The organism is Streptomyces sp. NPDC050674, assembly GCF_040654575.1.
Classification (GTDB): domain Bacteria; phylum Actinomycetota; class Actinomycetes; order Streptomycetales; family Streptomycetaceae; genus Streptomyces.
In genome coordinates this window covers 1-17,519 of sequence record NZ_JBFAIG010000028.1, presented here as the reverse complement: position 1 = coordinate 17,519, position 17,519 = coordinate 1, and the positions used below count along the sequence as shown (strand labels likewise).

Here is a 17,519-nt window from a genome sequence, read left to right as displayed (position 1 = left end):
GGGCTCCACCGGCAGGACGAACCGTTCCGTCTCCGAGGCTTCCTACGATCGGGCTACGGCCCGCCCCGCGGTCATCACCGCGATCACCCCCGCGGTCGTCCCAGCGGTCACATCCCGGGAAGCCCCGCCCCCTCCATCAGCCCGGTCACCTCGGTCCCCGCCGGTGTCAGCAGGAAGACGTTGCGGTCCACCCGGTGCATACCGCTCGCCAGGCCGAAGACGACGCCGGTGCTGAAGTCGAGGACCCGCTTGGCGACCTCCGTCTCCGCGCCGGTGAGGTCGAGGAGGACCGGGACCCCCGCCATCAACCGCTCGGCGACGTCCCGCGCGTCGGCGAAGACATTGACGCGCAGGACGACGAAACGGCGGCGGGTCTGCGTCTCGGCCTCGGGTATGGACCGGTGGCCGACGGACGACGGCCAGGCGTCCCGGCCCCGCAGCGGTACGACCTGGGCGAGCCCCTCCCACTGTTCGTCGGTGACATCGTGGCTGCTCACCGGCATGCTCCGTCCTGGGTCGCGCTCGCTGTCTGCATCGGGCAATTCTTGCGCAGAGTCACCCGTTCGGCCCAACAGCGACACGCTCCGCCACCTCGATGCACCTCACAACGGCCGGAAGGCGGCTGTGTGACGGGCGTAACCCCTGGTGATCAAGCCGTGTGACGCAGGCGTAACGGGCGATTCGTACCGTCGGGGCATGACCACGACCCCCGGGAGCCGGCCGGACACGCGGCAGGTGCGCACCGTCTGCTCGTACTGCGGTGTCGGCTGCGGTCTCGTGCTCGACGTGGGAACGGGCCCGGACGGGCGGCGGACCGTGCTGAAGGCGTCCGGCGACAAGGCGCATCCGGCGAACGCGGGGCGGCTGTGCACCAAGGGCGCGACGACGGCCGACATGCTGGCCGCGCCCGGCCGGCTGACCGGCGCGCTGGTGCGCGACGACCGGGGCGAGGAGCCGGTCCCGGTGCCCGTGGCCGACGCGATCGCCGGGACGGCGGCGCGGCTGCGCTCGATCGTCGACGAGCACGGGCCGGACGCGGTCGCCTTCTACGTCTCCGGGCAGATGAGTCTCGAGGCGCAGTACCTGGCGAACAAGCTGGCCAAGGGGTTCGTGGGGACGAACCTGATCGAGTCCAACTCGCGGCTGTGCATGGCGAGCGCGGGCACCGGCTACAAGCTGTCGCTCGGCGCGGACGGGCCGCCCGGTTCGTACGAGGACTTCGACCGGGCGGACGCCTTCCTCGTGATCGGGTCGAACATGGCCGACTGCCATCCGATCCTCTACCTGCGCATGATGGAACGGGTCAAGACGGGCGCCAAGCTGATCGTCGTCGATCCGCGGCGGACCGCGACCGCCGCGAAAGCCGATGTGTTCCTCCAGCTCCGGCCGGGGACCGATCTCGCGTTGCTGAACGGCCTGCTGCGTCTGCTGTACGACGGCGGCCATGTGGACGAGGAGTTCGTCGCCGCGCACACCGAGGGCTGGGAGTCCCTGCCCGCGTTCCTCGCCGACTACGACCCGGCCACCGTCGCCCGGATCACCGGCGTCGCCGAGGACGACCTGCGCGAGGCGGCCCGGGTCATCGGCGCGGCGGGCAGGCGGTGGATGAGCTGCTGGACGATGGGCCTGAACCAGTCCACCCACGGCACCTGGAACACCAACGCCCTGGTCAACCTGCATCTGGCCACGGGAGCGATCTGCCGCCCCGGTGCCGGGCCGTTCTCCCTGACCGGGCAGCCCAACGCCATGGGCGGGCGCGAGATGGGGTACATGGGGCCGGGGCTGCCGGGGCAGCGCTCGGTGCTCGTCGACGAGGAGCGGGCGTTCACCGAGGAGGTGTGGGAGCTGCCGCCGGGGAAGCTGCGGTCCGACGGGTCCGGGCAGGGCACCGTCGACATGTTCCGGCGGATGGCCGACGGGGAGATCAAGGCCTGCTGGATCATCTGCACCAACCCGGTCGCCTCGGTCGCCAACCGCCGTACGGTGATCGAGGGCCTGGAGGCCGCCGAGTTCGTCGTCACACAGGACGTGTTCACCGACACCGAGACCAACGCGTACGCCGATGTCGTCCTGCCCGGCGCGATGTGGACCGAGGCGGAGGGTGTCTTCGTCAACAGCGAGCGCAACCTCACCCTGACCCGGGCCGCCGTGGACCCGCCCGGGGAGGCGATGGCCGACTGGCGGATCATCGCGGAGGTGGCGTGCGCCATGGGGTACGAGAAGGGGTTCTCGTACGACAGCGCCGAGCAGGTCTTCGAGGAGATCCGGCGGTTCCGGAACCCCCGGACCGGGTGGGATCTGAGCGGGGTCACCTACGAGCGGCTGCGCGAGACGCCCGTGCAGTGGCCCGCCGCGCGGGAGGACGGACCGGAGCGCAATCCGATCCGGTACGTCGGTGAGGAGGGGCTGCGCTTCCCGACGGCGTCGGGGCGCGCGGTGTTCTTCGCGCGGCCGCATCTGCCCGCCGCCGAACTGCCCGACGACGACTACCCGTTCGTGCTCAACACCGGGCGCGTGCAGCACCAGTGGCACACCCTCACCAAGACCGGGAAGGTCGCCAAGCTCACCAAGCTGAATCCCGGGCCGTTCGTGGAGCTGCACCCCGGGGACGCCTCGGAGCTCGGCGTCGCCGAGGGTGACCTCGTCGAGGTGGCCTCGCGGCGCGGGCGGGCGGTGCTGCCCGCGGTCGTCACGGACCGGGTGCGGCCCGGGTGCTGCTTCGCGCCGTTCCACTGGAACGACCTGTTCGGCGAGTACCTGAGCGTCAACGCGGTGACGAGCGACGCGGTGGATCCGCTGTCGTTCCAGCCGGAGTTCAAGGTGTGCGCGGTGTCGCTGGCGAAGGTGGCGTCCACGGCGCCCGAGCCGCGGTCCCCGGTCCTGGCGCCCACCGCGGTGGCGCCGGGCACCGCGCACCCCTTCGGCCTCGAACCCTCTCCTCCCCCGGTGCTCTCCGCCCAGGAGCGCCGGTACCTCACCGGCTTCCTCGCCGGGCTCGGCGCGGGCGCCCCCGGGGTGCCGGTGCTGCCGCCGGACGCGCCCTTCTCCCCGGAGCACGCGCTGTGGGTGAACGGCGTCCTGGCCGGCATGTACTCGCGGACGGGGGCGGCGGCGCCGCGGGAGAGGCCCGGACGTGAGGTCGTCGTGCTGTGGGCCTCGCAGACCGGGAACGCGGAGGAGTTCGCCACCGCCACCGCCGAGCGGCTGACCTCGACCGGGCACCGTACGACGCTGCTCGGGATGGACGACGCCGACGTCACGGCACTCGCCCGCACGGCGGACCTGCTGTTCATCACGAGCACCTTCGGCGACGGCGACGCGCCCGACAACGGCTCGGGCTTCTGGGACGCGCTCAGCGGCGAGCGGGCCCCGCGGCTGGACGGGGTGCGGTACGCGGTGCTGGCCCTCGGCGACTCCTCGTACGACGATTTCTGCGGGCACGGGCGGCGGCTGGACGCGCGCCTCGACGAGCTGGGCGGGGTGCGGCTGGCCCCGCGCACGGACTGCGAGCCGGACTTCGAGCCGTCCGCCGGGCAGTGGCTCGACCAGGTCCTCTCGGCGCTCGGCGGCACGGCTGCCGCACCCCCGGCCGAACCCAGGGCCAGGCCGAAACCCCTCACCACGGCCCGGCTCGTCGGCAACCGGCTGCTCAGCGGGGCCGGAGCGGGCAAGGAGGTCCGGCGGTTCACCTTCGACACGAGCGGGACGGACCTGGCCTACGAGGCCGGTGACGCGCTCGGGGTGCGGCCGGTCAACGCGCCCGCGCTCGTGGAGGAGTGGCTCGCGGTGACCGGCGTGGACGCCGGGGCGGCCGTACCGGTCGACGGGGTCGGGGAGGTGCCGTTCGGGGAGGCGCTGCACCGGCATCTCGACATCACCCGGATCACCCCCGACCTGCTGCGCTTCGTGGCCGAACGCGCCCGGGACAGGCATGAGTTGCGCAGACTGCTGCGGCCCGACAACAAGGACGGGCTGGCGCAGTGGAGCTGGGGGCGGCAGGCCGTGGACGTGCTCGCCGAGTACGCGGTGCGGGCGAGCGCCGAGGAGTGGGCCGGGGTGCTGCGCAGGCTCCAGCCGCGGCTGTACTCCATATCGTCCAGCCCGCTGGCCGACCCCCACCGGGTGTCGCTGACGGTGTCCGTGGTGCGGTACGAGAACCGGCACGGCCGGGCGCGCGGCGGAGTCTGCTCGCCGTTCCTCGCGGACGCCGCACCGGACACGCGGGTGCCGGTGTTCGTGCAGCGCTCGCCGCATTTCCGGCCCCCGGCCGACGCCTCCACACCGATGATCATGGTCGGCCCGGGCACCGGCGTGGCGCCCTTCGTCGGCTTCCTCCAGGAGCGGCGGGCACTCGGCCACCGGGCCCCCAACTGGCTGTTCTTCGGCGAGCAGCACCGGGCGACGGACTTCTACTACGAGGACGAACTGACGGCGCTGCTCGCCGAGGGCACCCTCACCCGGCTGGACACCGCCTTCTCCCGGGACCAGCGCAACAAGGTGTACGTGCAGGACCGGATGCGCGAGCACGGGCCGGAGCTGTGGCACTGGCTGCGCGACGGGGCCCGCTTCTACGTCTGCGGCGACGCCTCCCGGATGGCGAAGGACGTGGACCGTGCGCTGCGGGAGATCGCGATGACGCACGGCGGGCTGGGCGAGACGGAGGCGGCCGTGTTCGTGAAGCAGCTGGCGGCGGAGAAGCGGTACGTGCGGGACGTGTACTGACCCGCCGCCGGGCAGCCGACGGCCCGCTTACCCGGTCCACACCGGAATCTTCACCTCCGTCCGGGCCCCCCTCACCGGAGGCGATTAGCGTCCTGCGGCGTGTACTCGGCAGAAACCACGCTGGTGGTGCCCGGCCCGCGCACGCAGTCGGCGGGATCCGCGCCGCCGGCTCCCCCGGCCCAGTGGCACCGCGTCCTGACCCTGCTCGCCGACATCGGTCTGATGATCGGTACGCGAGCGGTGTGGACGTCGGCGGCCGGCCACCGTCCGCTGGTGGCCGCGGTGATCTCGCTGTGCTACGCCTCGATCCTGGTGTGTGGGGTGCTGGCCCTGGTCGTCGGCCGGGCCCGGTCGCTGGCCCGGGTGGACCTGTGCGTGCTGGTGACGGGCGTGACGCTCACCCTGTGCGCCTGGATCATGCTCCACAACGGCTCCGACGAGGCCCTTCTCACCACCCAGGCGGCACGCGAGCTGGCCGCGGGGCACCCGGTGTACGGGCAGCCGTGGCCCTGGCTCTTCGGCCACGGCGTGGCCCTCACCCCGACGGTGACCGGCGGCTACGACCTCACCTACGGTTACCCGCCGCTGGCGCCGCTGCTGACCGTGCCCTTCCTGTGGCTGGGGCACGGCGGCACCCCCGCGACGGCGGTGAGCACGGGCGCGCTGATCGCCGGGACGGTCGCGCTGTGGCGGATGCTGCCGGCGCCGTGGCGGTCGGCGGCGACGCTGGTGTGTCTGGGCTTCGGCATGCTGCCGTCGTACGGACGGCTGGGCTACCCGGCGATCGTGGCGCTGGCGCTGCTGGTGCCGGTGGTGGTGCGCTGGACCCGCACCGGTGCGGGCGGGCGGCTCGGTGCGGGGGGTCTGGCACGGGCCGCGTGTCTGGGTGCGGCGTGCGCGGCGCAGCAGCTCCCGTGGTTCCTCGCGCCGTTCCTCCTGGCGGGGATCTACGCGGTGCGGCGCGGTGAGCCGGGCGGGCGGGCGGCGCCGGTCGTGCTCAGGTACGCCGGGACCGCGGCCGGGGTGTGGCTGCTGATCAACGCGTACTTCGTCGTGAGCGAGCCGGGGCGCTGGCTGAAGGGGGTCGCCCTGCCGCTGACACAGGGGGCGGTGCTGCACGGCCAGGGCGTGGTCGGCATCTCGCTGTACCTGACCGACGGCAGCGACCGGATCGTCTGGTACTCCCGCGCGAGCCTGCTGCTCCTCGCCGGTCTCCTCGTGCTGCTGGTGCTGTTCGTGCGGCGGCTCGGCCCGGCCGCGACCGTGCTGCCCTGGTGCGCCTTCTATCTGGCGACCCGGTCGCAGGACGGCTACTACCTGCTGATGACGCCGCTGTGGCTGGCGGCCGCGGTGACCGCTCCGGCGTCGGCCTTCGCCCGGGCCTGGCAGCCCCGCCCCGGCCCGCTGTCCGGGCCGCACCGCCGCCCGGCCCGGATCGCGGCGACGGCCCTGCTGCTCGCGCCCGCGCTGGCCTGCGCGGCGGTGGCGGCGACGGGCACACCGCCCCTGCGCATGCGGGTCACGCAGGCCCGGCACCCCACCCCGGGAACCGTGTCCGGGCTCACCCTCCAGGTGGCCAACACCGGCGACACGGCCCTCGCCCCGCACTTCACCCTGACGACGGGCCAGGGCATGGACCCGTACTGGCGCGTGGTCCGGGGCCCGCGGACCGTGCCCGCGCACGGCACGGCCCGTTACGAACTCCGGGCGCCCGGAGGGCGCTTCCTCCTCCCCCGGCCGGGCGCCCGGATCCGGCTGCGCGCGTTCACCGCGTCGCCGCAGACCCTGTCGAGCACGGATGTCCAGGGGTCCGTTGTGCGGGGGTCCGTGCGCGCGGCGAGGTGACGGCGGGGGCGGGCCCCCGCCCGGGGGGATTGGAGGGGCGCGGTGACCGTGGCCCGGCCACGGAGGAGTCTCACCGGCGGCCCGCCAGGAACGCCCGTACGCCCGTACGCCCGTACGCCCGGCGTGATCGCCCGTACGCCCGGCGTGATCATGCCGGAACACCCTGCCGCACGGCCGTGGTCCCCTCCGGCCGCTTCCGCCAGGGGGCCCGCCCCCGGCATGCCCGTTTCGACGGTCACGCCGGATACCGGAACGCCGGGCGGCCGTACGGCCGTGTTCCGCTGCGACGCGCCCCCGTGGCTCGCCGGGCACTCCCCCGCCCCGGGCAGATCGACCGCCGCCGCGCCCCGCGCTCCGGGCGGCTTCATCTACACGGCCGTAGAATCCGGGAACACCGGCGCGGCGGCGATCGTTGTACCGGAGACACACCACACCTCTAAGGAGCGCGTTCTTGTCCGCCAGACCGACGGACCCTCCGGGGCACAGTCCCCGACCATCCCGCCACGACATGCGTGATCGCGGCACACGGCGGGGTGGTGTTCGATGAGTGCCGCCGAAGCCCTGCTGGGCCTGCTGGCCGTGTTCGTGCTGACCGCCGGCACCGGCTACTTCGTCGCCCAGGAGTTCGCCTACGTCTCCGCGGACCGGCTCACTCTCGCGCGTGAGGCCGAGGCCGGGGACCGCAGAGCCGCCCGCGCCCTCACGGTGCTGGAGCGGTTGTCGTTCATGCTGTCCGGCGCGCAGCTCGGCATCACCGTCACCGGACTGGTCGTCGGCTTCATCGCCGAGCCCTCGGTGTCCGCCCTGCTCAGGCCCGCCCTGTCGGGGATCGGCCTGCCCGAGGCGGCCGTCGGCACCGTCGCCGTCGTGCTCGCCTTCGTGCTGGCCACGGTCGTGCAGATGGTGCTGGGCGAGCTCGCGCCGAAGAACCTCGCCATCGCCGTGCCCGAGCGGCTGGCCAAGGCGCTGGCCCCCTCGACGCTGGCCTACCTGAAGGTCGTCGGCCCTGTCGTGCGGATCTTCGACAGCGCCGCCGACCGGCTGCTGCGCAAGGCCGGCATCGAGCCCGTCGAGGAGCTGCACCACGGCGCCACGCTGGAGGAGCTGGGGCACCTCATCGGAGAGTCCCACGAGCGGGGCGAGCTGCCCGAGGACACCGCCGCGCTGCTGGACCACGCGCTGGAGTTCTCCGAGCGCGCCCTCGACGAGGTGATGGTGCCGCGCGCCGACGCCGTGTTCGTCCGCAAGGACGCGGGCGCCGAGGAGGCGGTCGGTCTGATCGCCCGGCACGGCCACTCCAACTACCCGGTGCTCGGCGACCACCCCGACGACATCGTGGGCGTGCTGGGCGTGCGTGAGCTGATGGCGCTGCCCGCGAGCCGCCTGGCGGGCGCGCGGGCCGGTGAGGTGGCCCGGCGGCCGCTGCTGCTGCCGGACACGCTTGCGCTGCCCGACGCGGTGGCACGGATGCGGGAGCAGGACGACGAGTTCGCGGTCGTCCTCGACGAACACGGCGGCGTGGCCGGCATCGTCACCTACGAGGACATCGCCGAGGAGCTGGTCGGTGACATCGCCGACGAGTCCGACAAGGTCACCCTGCTCGCCGCCCCCGACGGCGACGGCTGGCTGGTGGACGCCGGCCGCCGGGTGGACGAGGTGGCCGAGGCGACCGGTGTCGGACTGCCGGAGGGCGACGACTACGACACGGTGGCCGGACTGGTCGTGGACCGGCTCGGCCGCTTCCCGACGGTCGGCGACCGGGTCACGGTCGAGCTGCCCGGGGGCGGGCGGGTCCTGATCGACGTCCGCACCCTGGACCGGCATGTGGCCGACCGGGTCCGGATCAGCCCGCTCGTGGCGGCCGGGGAAGCCGCGGAAACCGAGGAGATGGCGTGAGTTTCCCGATGGCGGTCTTCGTGACCGTGCTGCTGCTGATCGGCAGCGGTTTCTTCGTGGCGGCCGAGTTCGCGCTGGTCGCCGCCAAGCGGCACCGCATGGAGAAGGCGGCGGCCGAGGGGCGGCGCGGTGCCGGGGCGGCCCTGGCCGGGATGCGCGAGCTGTCGCTGATGCTGGCCGGTGCCCAGCTGGGCATCACCGTGTGCACCCTGGGCCTGGGCTCGGTGTCCAAGCCGGCGATCTCCCACGAGCTGGATCCGCTGCTGCACGCGCTGGGCCTGCCCAGTGCGGTGAGCTACGGCGTGGCGTTCGCCGTCGCCATGGTCGTGGTGGTGTTCCTGCACATGGTGGTCGGCGAGATGGCGCCCAAGTCCTGGGCGATCGCCCACCCCGAGCGTTCGGCGATGCTGCTGTCGCCGCCCTTCCGGGCCGTGGTGCGGGCCGTGCGGCCGCTGATCCGGCTGCTCAACCGGGTGAGCAACACCCTGGTGCGGTTGTGCCGGGTGGCCCCGCGCGACGAGCTGGCCTCGGTGCACAACCGGGAGCAGCTGACGCACCTGGTGGAGGAGTCGGAGCGGCTGGGCCTGATCAGCGCGACCGACTCGGAGCTGCTGACCCGCTCGCTGACCGAGCCGGACACGCCGGTCGCCGCGTTGCGCATCCCGGCCGCCGAGATCACCTGGGTGGAGGGCGGCGCGGACGTCGACGCGCTGCTGCGGTTCGCCGCCGAGCACGACCGCACCCGGCTGCTGGTCCGGGAGCACGGCGCCGTCCTCGGCTCGGTGCACGCGCGCGACGCCCTGGTGGCCCGGGCCCGGGGCCGGGCGGGGACCGCGCGGGATCTCGCCCGGCCGGTGCCCGAGCTCACGGAGACCGCCACGGTCGCCGAGGCGATCGAGGTGCTGCGCCGCCGCCGCTCGTCCCTGGCCGTGGTGCGCGACGGCTCGGGCCGGCTCACCGGCCTGGTCACCCTGGACGACCTGCTGGCCCGTCTGATGCAGCCGGCCGCGGCGGCCTGACGGGCCCGGGGCCCGAACATCCAGCACATCTGCACACCGCGCGCCGTGGGGCGGCGAAGTGCCCGGCCCGACGCGTAGCCTGCGCGACGGCATGGGAGCTTGGCGGCGAAGTGCCCGCTTCGGGAACCGGGGCGCAACCCTCCCGCGCCGGACCGGGCGACGGGCTGTGTGAAGGAGTGGGCGCATCCGGTGACCGGGCGGTCACAGCGGTGAAGGCGATCGCGGAACGCAGCCGTACGGCGGCGCCGGGCGGTTGGCTCTCCTCTGCGGGGAGTGCTTTCATCCTGCCCACGGCGGGAGCGGCCGGGGCGGGACCACGGTCCCCGCTCTCCGGCTTCCCCCACGCTCACCGCCCCTGCGAGACATTCACGCGAAGGGAAACACCCCCATGAACCTCACCTCTCGGGTCGACACCGCCGAGCTCTCCGACGCCGACCTGGACGCCGTCGCCGGTGGCAACGCGGGCGGCGCCGGTGTCTCCGCGGGCCTGGTGGGCGGCCTGTCCGCCGGCCTGGTCGGCCCCCTGACCGGCGAGGCCTGCGCCACCGTGCAGGCGGTCCTCTCGCCGGAGGGCGCGGCCGCCGGCGCGAGCGCGGGCGTGCACACGACGTCGCTCTGACGCGATACGCGCGAAGGGCCCCGGGAAGCGCTTCCCGGGGCCCTTCCGTGTGCGCGGCGGCGGATGCGGGGCCGGGCCCTCACACGTGTGGGATTTGCGAAGCACGTGATGGAAATCTGGACGCCCCGGGGGTGAGTAACGCGGTGGCAGGCCGTGACGCAGACTTACTCGGACCCTTCAGATCCCGGATGCAAAGCGATTGGAAAAAGCTGTGATAGCGGACTCGACACGAACCGAAGAACTGCCGATCTACGAGAGCCTCATCCGTGAACGAGGCGACGTCGTCGAGGAGGCCCGTGTGGTGGCCGAGGAGACGCAGCACCAGCTGACCCAGGCGCTGAACGGCGTCGCCCCGGCTCCCCAGGACACCGGCGCGCAGTGACACCCGGAGGCCGCCCGGCCTCCTGTCGGCATGACGCTCCCCGGGCTCCGGCCGTCACCCGCCGAGCGGGTCGTGGCCCCAGTTCATCAGGGAGTGCCGCCACCGCGTGTCCCGTACGTCCCCGGAGGGACGCTGGGCCAGGTGGCGGCGGACGTAGCCGACGACCTTGCGCATGTGCCGGTAGTCGTCGTCCGTGAGGTCGTCCTTGCCGGACCGCAGGATCTCCACGATCCGCCGGCCGGAGGCGTGCCCGGTGGACTCGCCCCCGTCCTGGTGCTGCCCGGCGCTTCGCGAGTCGTCGGACGCCAGCCACTTCTCCAGACCTGCCGGTGTCATGTTCACCAGCTCACGGAAGTCGTGCCAGGTCTCCTCGCGCTCCTCGGCGTCCACGCCGTCACTTCTTCTTCTTGAGCGCTGACGGCTTGTGCACCGCGGTCCGGCCGGACTTGTCGCTGCGCACTTCGTACTGCGGGTCGTCCGGTGAGGCGTCGACCGTGCGGCCGGATGCCTCGGTCCGTTCGGTGATCTCCTTCTCCACCTCGCCCTCGACCCGGTTGCCGTGACTGCTCCAGGTGACCTTGTCGCCCTTCTCCGGTTTCCCGCTGTCGCTGCGGCCCTTCGCCATGCCGGTGCTCCCTCGCGGTGAAGTGTGCTGTCCTCCCAGCGTGCGGGCTCGGCGGTCAGGGCGCAGCCCGGCCCCGCTCGGCCGGGGTGCCGGCGGCGTCACGCGAAGGCCGGGGCGGGTGATCGTCCCCTCACGGCTCCTTCCACACCAGCACGGTCAGCACGGCGCTCGCGACGGTGACCGGGACGGCGGCCTGGTTCAGCAGCCGCACCCGCATGCTGCGGCCCGACGCGATCCGTTTGGTCAGGGGCAGGACCACGAAGGTGCCGCCGCCCGTCCCGGTGATCTCGTGGATCGGATGGTCCGCGCGGAGCTCGTCGTCCTGGTACTCGGACATGCGCGCCTGCACGACCGCGCCCGCGGGCAGGCCGTCGAGGTGGAGGCTGAGGGTTCCGCCGAAGCGAGCCGGGCCGCGGGCGAAGACGCTCCCGCCCGTGGCGTGGTCGCCGGTCTCGTCGGTCCACTCCTCGGTGAACTCGACCGAGTCCCAGGTGCCGGGTTCGAGGGCGTACTGCTCGGCGGCGCCGAGGTTGACGTACTGGGGCATGGGGTCCTCTCCTTCCCACCGGCCCGCCGGGTGGGCCAGGGCGTCGGCGACGTCACGGCGGAAGCCGGCCATGTCGAATCCGCGCGGGTCGACCTTCCAGTCGCTCCATTCCAGGTGCCCTATGGCGCTCTTGGGGCCCCAGCCGTGGGCGCGGCACACCGCGGCGGTGGCCTTGACCATGGCGGTGTACTGGGCGGGGGGCCACGGGTCCCTGCCGTCCCCCTTGTTCTCGCATTCCCAGCCGTAGAAGCGGGCGTTGCCGTCGACCGCGCCGGGCGAGCCGTCGTGCTCGTGCGTCGGGGGCGGATACGTGCCGTAGGACTCGCCGATGACGGCGTTCAGCACGTCGCCGTCACCGCCGCCGGCGTGGTTGGCCCGGCCGTTGCCGGTGAGGTGGACGACGCCGTCCTTGGTGATGCAGCCGGTGGCGAGCGGGCCGGGCAGGGCGCTGTGACCGTGGTAGATCAGGCTGACGACGTCCGTGCCGGGCCCGGTGACGGTGTGGTGGATCACCACACCGTGCACGGGCCCCCAAGGGCCTTTGTGATTGCGGTTGTTGGTGCGCCATCCGCTGACTTCGCGAACGGCGCAGCCCTCGGCCTGCAACGCGGCGACGAGCCGGGAGGCGGTGAGCGGGGTGGCCATGTGTCGGTCCTCCGTTCCGGCGTGGGGGGATGCCGGTCTGAAGACGGTCCATCACATCTGGGGAGCGTGCCTGGACTCGGAGCGTGCCGGGTGACGCAGCGGCGTGCCGGTCCCCGGAGCCCGCTGCCCCCGGCCCTCACCATTCTCGCGCCGCTCGCCCCGCCGCTCACCTCGCCGTAGGCACGTCCGTGAAATCGGCGCGATTACGACGCCGGTGGGCCGGGGCGGGTGGGCCGCCCTCCTTGTGTGCGCCGGTCCGCGGCACGGCCGGCTCCCCGCCGGCCGGGACGAGATCCGAACCCCGGGCCGGGCCCGCCGCCGCGGACGACCTGAATCCGACCGCTTGCGGGTGGACTTGCCGGTTCCCGGCGAGGGCCGGTGTCCGCCGCGGGGGTCACGACCGGGGCGCCGCTGCGTCCGGATCGCCGCCCGAGGGGGCCGGGGGCGGAGGCGGGCGGCCGGGAGCCGAACGGTTCACGGAGGTCTGCGGGGCCTCGACCGTCCAGATGCGGCTGCTCAGGTCCGCACCGCGCAGAACCTGCACGCGCCAGGGGTCGATGCGCAGCAGGTGGTAGTCGGGGCTGTCGGGTCCGGCACTCCAGTACAGGTGCGGGTCGTAGCCGACGCCCGGCGGGCTGTTGCGGCGGTACAGCTCCCAGGCACGGAGTTTGGTGTCCCGGTCGTGCGCCCAGGCCGAGACGCTGTCGACGAACACCGCGTCCTGGCAGGGGTGCCAGTACGCGTAGGTGGTGTGGGGGTTGTTCGCGAGGTGGGCGGCCTTCACCGGGGTGCGGAAGACCGCCAGCCACCCGACCGGGCGTCCGCCGACGGTCTCCCAGACGGGCTGGACGACACGGGCCCGGGGCCGGTTGTGGCGGTCGACGGTGACCATCGTGCAGTAGACGGTCCGCTGGACGTACTCGACGAAGGCGGCCTCGATCTCGGAGAAGGAACGCACCTGTGCGGCGCCCATGGCGATACCTCGGATTCCCTACGCGGCGGCATGAACAGGGGGACAGGGGCGGGCCGCCCGGCCGCTCGGGGGGAGCGGCCGGGCGGCCCGTGGTGTCCGGTCGGAGGACCTCACGGGTCACGGGGCGGGCGGGAAGTGCCCTTCCTGGACGAAGAACTCCACGTACCTGGCAAAGAGTTCACGCGTCAGCGGCGGGCAGGCGATGCCCGTGCCGGTCAGCGCCGCCTCGGTCTCGGCCGTGTCGAGCGGCGGGTAGAAGCCGTCGGTGTCGGACGTCATCATCTCGAACGCGTGCAGCAGCGGCAGCAGGGCGTTGTCCCGGTCGGACCGCACCGCGGCGCTCCACTGCTCCCATTCCCTCTCGTCGAGCCGGTACCCGAGTCCGCGCAGGTACGACACGCAGTCGGCGAGACTCAGCGAGCTCCGGTTGAACAGGTGGAAGGTGCCACCGGCCCGTTCGCGCCGGGAGATCCCGACGATGGCGGCACTGACGTAGTCGACGGGCAGCAGGTGGAAGCGGCCGCCGACCCCGGCCGGGGCGGCCTGAGCCTGGAGGAGGCCCTTGAGGCTGAGCCAGACGAAGTCACGTGTCTGGCAGGCGCCGTTGCGGGTGTCGCCGGAGATGACGTCGACGCGGTGCACCGACACCGGCAGGCCCCGCTCCCGGGCGAGGCCGACGAGCTGTTCGGCGACCCACTTGGACTGGAGGTAGCCGCTGGGCAGCGCCTCGGCGGGGCCGGTCGGGTCGGTCACCTTCAGCGGGACGCCGGGCGTGACCGGGCCGTTGAAGACGCCGACGGTGGAGATGTAGTGCACCGGGACCGTGCGGTGGCGGGCCGCCAGGCGCAGGATCTCCCGGGTGCCGTGGACGTTGGCCGCGCGCAGTGCCTCGTAGGGGTGGAGCCAGTGGACGGTGGCGCCCGCGTGGTAGACGGCGTCCACGGTACGGGCGAGACCGTCGAAGTCCCCCTCGCTCAGGCCGAGTCGCTCCTCGGCCAGGTCCCCGGAGAGCACCCGCAGCCGGCTCTCGTCGACCTCGTCCCACACGCGGTACCAGGTGAGGCTGGAGCGCAGCCGCTCGTACGCCGCCGCGTCGTCGGCACCGCGCACCAGGCAGTGCAGGCGGGCGGTCGTGGTGCGCATCAAGTCGCGTACCAGGAACGCGCCGAGGAACCCGCTCGCGCCGGTGATCAGCAGGTCGGACGGGTCGGTGACGGTGTGCACGACCTCGTCGGCCGGGCGGATGTCGGCGGGCAGGTCCAGGTCGGCGGCGTAGTCGGGTGCGGGACCCGGCTCGGTGCCGTCCTCGGGCGCGAGGAGTTCGGCGCGCAGGTACGTCGCCAGGGACCGGGGGGTCGGATGGTCGAAGACCAGGGTGGCGGGCAGCCGCAGGCCGGTGACGGCGGCGAGCCGGTTGCGCAGTTCCACGGAGGTGAGGGAGTCGAAACCGCTGCTTTGCAGGGGTCGTTCGGGGTCGACGGTGCCGGTGCGGCCGAGGACGCGCGCGATCTCGGCGGACACGGTGTCGAGGACGAGGGTGTGCTGGGCGGCCTCGTCGAGTCCGGCGAGCCGGTCGCCGAGGGCGGGCCCGGAGTCGGCCGCGCCCCGCGCCGTGGCCCGGACCGGCACCCGCACCAGGGACCTCAGCAGCACCGGGACCTGCGGCTGGCGGCGCAGGACGGGGAGGTCGAGCGGCGTGGCCACGAGGTACGGGCGGCCGGTGTCCAGGGCCAGGTCGAACAGGGCCGTGCCGAGTTCCTGCGGGACGGTGCGGAAGCCGCTGCGGGCGATCCGCTTCAGGTCCGTCTCGGTCAGCCCGCCGGTCAGCCCGGTCGCCTGCTCCCACAGGCCCCAGGCGATGGACGTGGCGGGAAGGCCGGACGCGGCGCGGTGCTGGGCGAGGGCGTCCAGGTGGGCGTTGGCCGCGGCGTAGGTGGACTGGCCGGGGCCTCCTACGGCGGCGGCCACGGACGAGAAGAGCACGAACGCCGTCAGGTCGGCGCCCCGGGTCAGCTCGTGCAGGTTCCAGGCCGCGTCGGCCTTGGGCCGCAGCACGGCGTCGAGCCGCTGGGGCGTCTGCGCGGTGATGACGCCGTCGTCGAGGACGCCCGCGGTGTGGACGACGCCGCGCAGCGGGTGCGCGGCCGGCACCGAGGCCAGTACCCGCGCGAGGGCGGCGCGGTCGGCGACGTCCGCGGCGGCCAGGGTCACCGACGCGCCCGATGCCCGCAGTTCGGAGCGCAGCGCCGTGGCGCCCGGGGCGTCCGGGCCGCGCCGGCTGACCAGCAGCAGGTGGCGCACCCCGTGACGCGTGACCAGGTGGCGGGCGAAGTGGGCGCCGAGCGACCCCGTACCGCCGGTGACGAGGACGGTGCCGTCCGGGTCCCACACCGCGCGGGGGCCGTCGGCCGCGGGCTGCGGCACCGGGGTGCGCCGCAGGCGCGGTGCGTGGATGCGGGGCGCGGTGCCGGGGCCGGCGTTGCGGATCGCGGCCTGGGGTTCGCCGGAGGCGACCACGGCGGACAGCGCCTGGGGGCCGGGTTCGCCGTCCGCGTCGACCAGGACGATCCGTCCGGGCGTCTCCGACTGCGCGGAGCGCAGCAGGCCCCAGGCGGCAGCGGCGGCCGGGTCGGTGACGTCCTCGTCGCCCGTGACGGTGACGGCGCCGCGGGTGACGACCACCAGCGGCGTCGCGGCCAGGCTCTCCTCGGCGAGCCACTGCCGCGCCCACGACAGGGCCCGGCCCACGGTGTCCCGGACGGCGTCCTGCGCGGTGCGTCCTTCGGGGGTGGTCAGGTCGAGGCGTACGGCCCCGTGGTGCCCGCCGGCCACGGCGGCCGCGACGGCGGGTACGTCGGGGTGGTCGGCGGAGCCGAGGGTGAGCCAGTTCAAGGAGGCGGCGGGCAGGGGCCGGGCGGTCCACTCCACGTGGTGCAGGGCGTCCCGCTGCCGGGAGCCGGCGGCCCGCAGCGCTTGCGCGCGCAGGGGGCCCACGGTGACGGCGTCGGCCACCGCGACCACCTGTCCGGCCGGGTCGGTGAGGCGCACCGTGTAGCTGTCGCCGGCACCGGGGAGCGGGGCGAGGTGCACACGCAGGGTGTCCGCGCCGACGGCGTACAGCCGCAGTCCGCGCCACCGGGTCGCCGTGGACGGCGGCCCGGCCGGTCCGACGGCGTACAGCGGCTGAAGGGCGGCCTCGAGCAGGGCCGGGTGGAGTCCGAAGCCCTCGGCGGGCTGGTCGCCGTCCGAGGCCAGGGTCACTTCGGCGTACAGCTCGCCGGTGCGCCGCCACATCCGGGCGAGGCCCCGGTACACGGGCCCGTAGTGCACTCCGGCGGCGGCGAAGCGCTCGTAGAACTCGTCCTGCGCCCGCGGGAGTTCGTCGTCCTTGCCGGCGTCCCGGAGTGGCTCGGCGCCGGCCGGCGGCCACGCCGTGGCCGGCTCGGTGCCGGCCGGCGGGACGAGCGGCGCGTCGCTGAGCAGGCCGTGGGCGTGGCGCGTCCAGGACGCTTCGCCCTCGTCGGGCCGGGCGTGGACGGTGAGGGCACGCCGGCCCTCGGTGTCCGGCTCGCCGACACGGACCTGGAGGTGCAGGGCTCCCTCGCCCGGCAGCACCAGGGGCGTCTCGACGACGAGTTCGTCCAGGGTCGTGCAGCCGGTCTCGTCCCCGGCCCGGACGGCCAGTTCGGCGAGGACCGTGCTGGGCACGACGGTCTGTCCGGCGACGGTGTGGGCGGCCAGGAGGTGGTCCGTCCGAGCCGACAGGCGTGTGGTGAACACCGCCTCGTCGCGGTCTCCGGGGAACAGCGCGGCCCCGATGAGGGGGTGATCGGTGCTGTCCAGGCCGAACCCGCCGGCGTCACGGCGTCCGGCCGCGAGCGCGTCGGCCCAGTACCGCTGGTGGCGGAAGGCGTAGGTGGGCAGGGGGACCCGGCGGGCCCCTGTGCCGGCGAAGAACGCCTCCCAGTCGACGCTCACGCCCCGGGCGTGCAGGGCGCCGATGCCGTCGGCCAGCGCGGAGGGTTCGGGCCGGTCGGCCCGCTGGAGGGCCTGGACGGTGATGTCGTCCCGGTCGGCGAGCACCGTTCGGGTGAGGGCGGTGAGGACGCCGCCGGGGCCGACCTCGACCACGGTGCGCACTCCCTGGTCGGCCAGGGTGGTGACGGCGTCGGCGTAGCGGACCGCCTGCCGTACCTGGCTCACCCAGTAGTCGGCCGACCGCAGATCCTCCCCCTCGGCCAACCGG

General features: G+C 74.1%; 12 protein-coding genes. 6 read left to right on the top strand and 6 right to left on the bottom strand.

The features are described from left to right. Positions 1-107 precede the first annotated feature (107 nt). Positions 108-503: a cell division protein SepF gene (locus tag AB0I06_RS32230; RefSeq protein WP_363122396.1), complete on the bottom strand. Its 396-nt coding sequence runs from the start codon at positions 501-503 to the stop codon at positions 108-110. Between the two features lie 193 nt (positions 504-696). Between AB0I06_RS32230 and AB0I06_RS32225 the strand changes: the two genes are divergently transcribed. From AB0I06_RS32225 to AB0I06_RS32200, 6 genes are all read left to right on the top strand, one after another. Next, the gene (locus tag AB0I06_RS32225) at positions 697-4,722 is read left to right on the top strand and encodes a bifunctional nitrate reductase/sulfite reductase flavoprotein subunit alpha (protein WP_363122395.1); all 4,026 of its coding nucleotides are present in this window, start codon (positions 697-699) and stop codon (positions 4,720-4,722) included. Between the two features lie 99 nt (positions 4,723-4,821). Next, entirely contained in the window at positions 4,822-6,567 is a 1,746-nt protein-coding gene (locus AB0I06_RS32220) for a hypothetical protein (RefSeq protein ID WP_363122394.1), read from the top strand. 543 nt (positions 6,568-7,110) lie between these two features. Beyond that, positions 7,111-8,463, top strand: a complete 1,353-nt coding sequence (locus AB0I06_RS32215) for a hemolysin family protein (protein WP_363122393.1) — start codon at positions 7,111-7,113, stop codon at positions 8,461-8,463. Further along, positions 8,460-9,482 carry a hemolysin family protein gene (locus AB0I06_RS32210; RefSeq protein ID WP_363122392.1) on the top strand — a complete coding sequence of 341 codons (1,023 nt, stop codon included), beginning with the start codon at positions 8,460-8,462 and terminating at the stop codon, positions 9,480-9,482. Before AB0I06_RS32215 ends, AB0I06_RS32210 begins: the two co-directional genes overlap by 4 nt. A gap of 388 nt (positions 9,483-9,870) precedes the next feature. Beyond that, positions 9,871-10,101, top strand: coding sequence for a hypothetical protein (locus tag AB0I06_RS32205; protein ID WP_363122391.1), 231 nt, complete (start codon positions 9,871-9,873; stop codon positions 10,099-10,101). A 211-nt stretch (positions 10,102-10,312) separates the two neighbouring features. Further along, positions 10,313-10,483 (top strand): hypothetical protein, encoded by a 171-nt coding sequence (locus tag AB0I06_RS32200; protein WP_363122390.1) that lies wholly within the window; start codon positions 10,313-10,315, stop codon positions 10,481-10,483. A gap of 54 nt (positions 10,484-10,537) precedes the next feature. Here the strand turns inward: AB0I06_RS32200 and AB0I06_RS32195 are convergent, their stop codons facing one another. The 5 genes from AB0I06_RS32195 to AB0I06_RS32175 all read right to left on the bottom strand — a co-directional run. After that, entirely contained in the window at positions 10,538-10,873 is a 336-nt protein-coding gene (locus tag AB0I06_RS32195) for a DUF3140 domain-containing protein (RefSeq protein ID WP_363122389.1), read from the bottom strand. 4 nt (positions 10,874-10,877) lie between these two features. Next, entirely contained in the window at positions 10,878-11,108 is a 231-nt protein-coding gene (locus AB0I06_RS32190; protein WP_363122388.1) for a DUF2945 domain-containing protein, read from the bottom strand. A gap of 130 nt (positions 11,109-11,238) precedes the next feature. Next, complete coding sequence (locus AB0I06_RS32185) at positions 11,239-12,300, bottom strand: N-acetylmuramoyl-L-alanine amidase (protein WP_363122387.1); 1,062 nt, start codon at positions 12,298-12,300, stop codon at positions 11,239-11,241. Positions 12,301-12,694: 394 nt separating this feature from the next. Beyond that, positions 12,695-13,273 carry a pyridoxamine 5'-phosphate oxidase family protein gene (locus AB0I06_RS32180; protein WP_363122386.1) on the bottom strand — a complete coding sequence of 193 codons (579 nt, stop codon included), beginning with the start codon at positions 13,271-13,273 and terminating at the stop codon, positions 12,695-12,697. Between the two features lie 117 nt (positions 13,274-13,390). Next, positions 13,391-17,519, bottom strand: a 4,129-nt coding sequence (locus AB0I06_RS32175; RefSeq protein ID WP_363122385.1) for a thioester reductase domain-containing protein, incomplete at its 5' end; no start/stop codon positions are given.

Excerpts from the sequence above, each read along its gene's own strand:
- AB0I06_RS32215 (WP_363122393.1), top strand. The coding sequence starts at position 7,111 with ATGAGTGCCGCCGAAGCCCTGCTGGGCCTGCTGGCCGTGTTCGTGCTG.
- AB0I06_RS32190 (WP_363122388.1), bottom strand. The coding sequence starts at position 11,108 with ATGGCGAAGGGCCGCAGCGACAGCGGGAAACCGGAGAAGGGCGACAAG.
- AB0I06_RS32180 (WP_363122386.1), bottom strand. The coding sequence starts at position 13,273 with ATGGGCGCCGCACAGGTGCGTTCCTTCTCCGAGATCGAGGCCGCCTTC.
- AB0I06_RS32225 (WP_363122395.1), top strand. The coding sequence starts at position 697 with ATGACCACGACCCCCGGGAGCCGGCCGGACACGCGGCAGGTGCGCACC.
- AB0I06_RS32185 (WP_363122387.1), bottom strand. The coding sequence starts at position 12,300 with ATGGCCACCCCGCTCACCGCCTCCCGGCTCGTCGCCGCGTTGCAGGCC.
- AB0I06_RS32205 (WP_363122391.1), top strand. The coding sequence starts at position 9,871 with ATGAACCTCACCTCTCGGGTCGACACCGCCGAGCTCTCCGACGCCGAC.
- AB0I06_RS32230 (WP_363122396.1), bottom strand. The coding sequence starts at position 503 with ATGCCGGTGAGCAGCCACGATGTCACCGACGAACAGTGGGAGGGGCTC.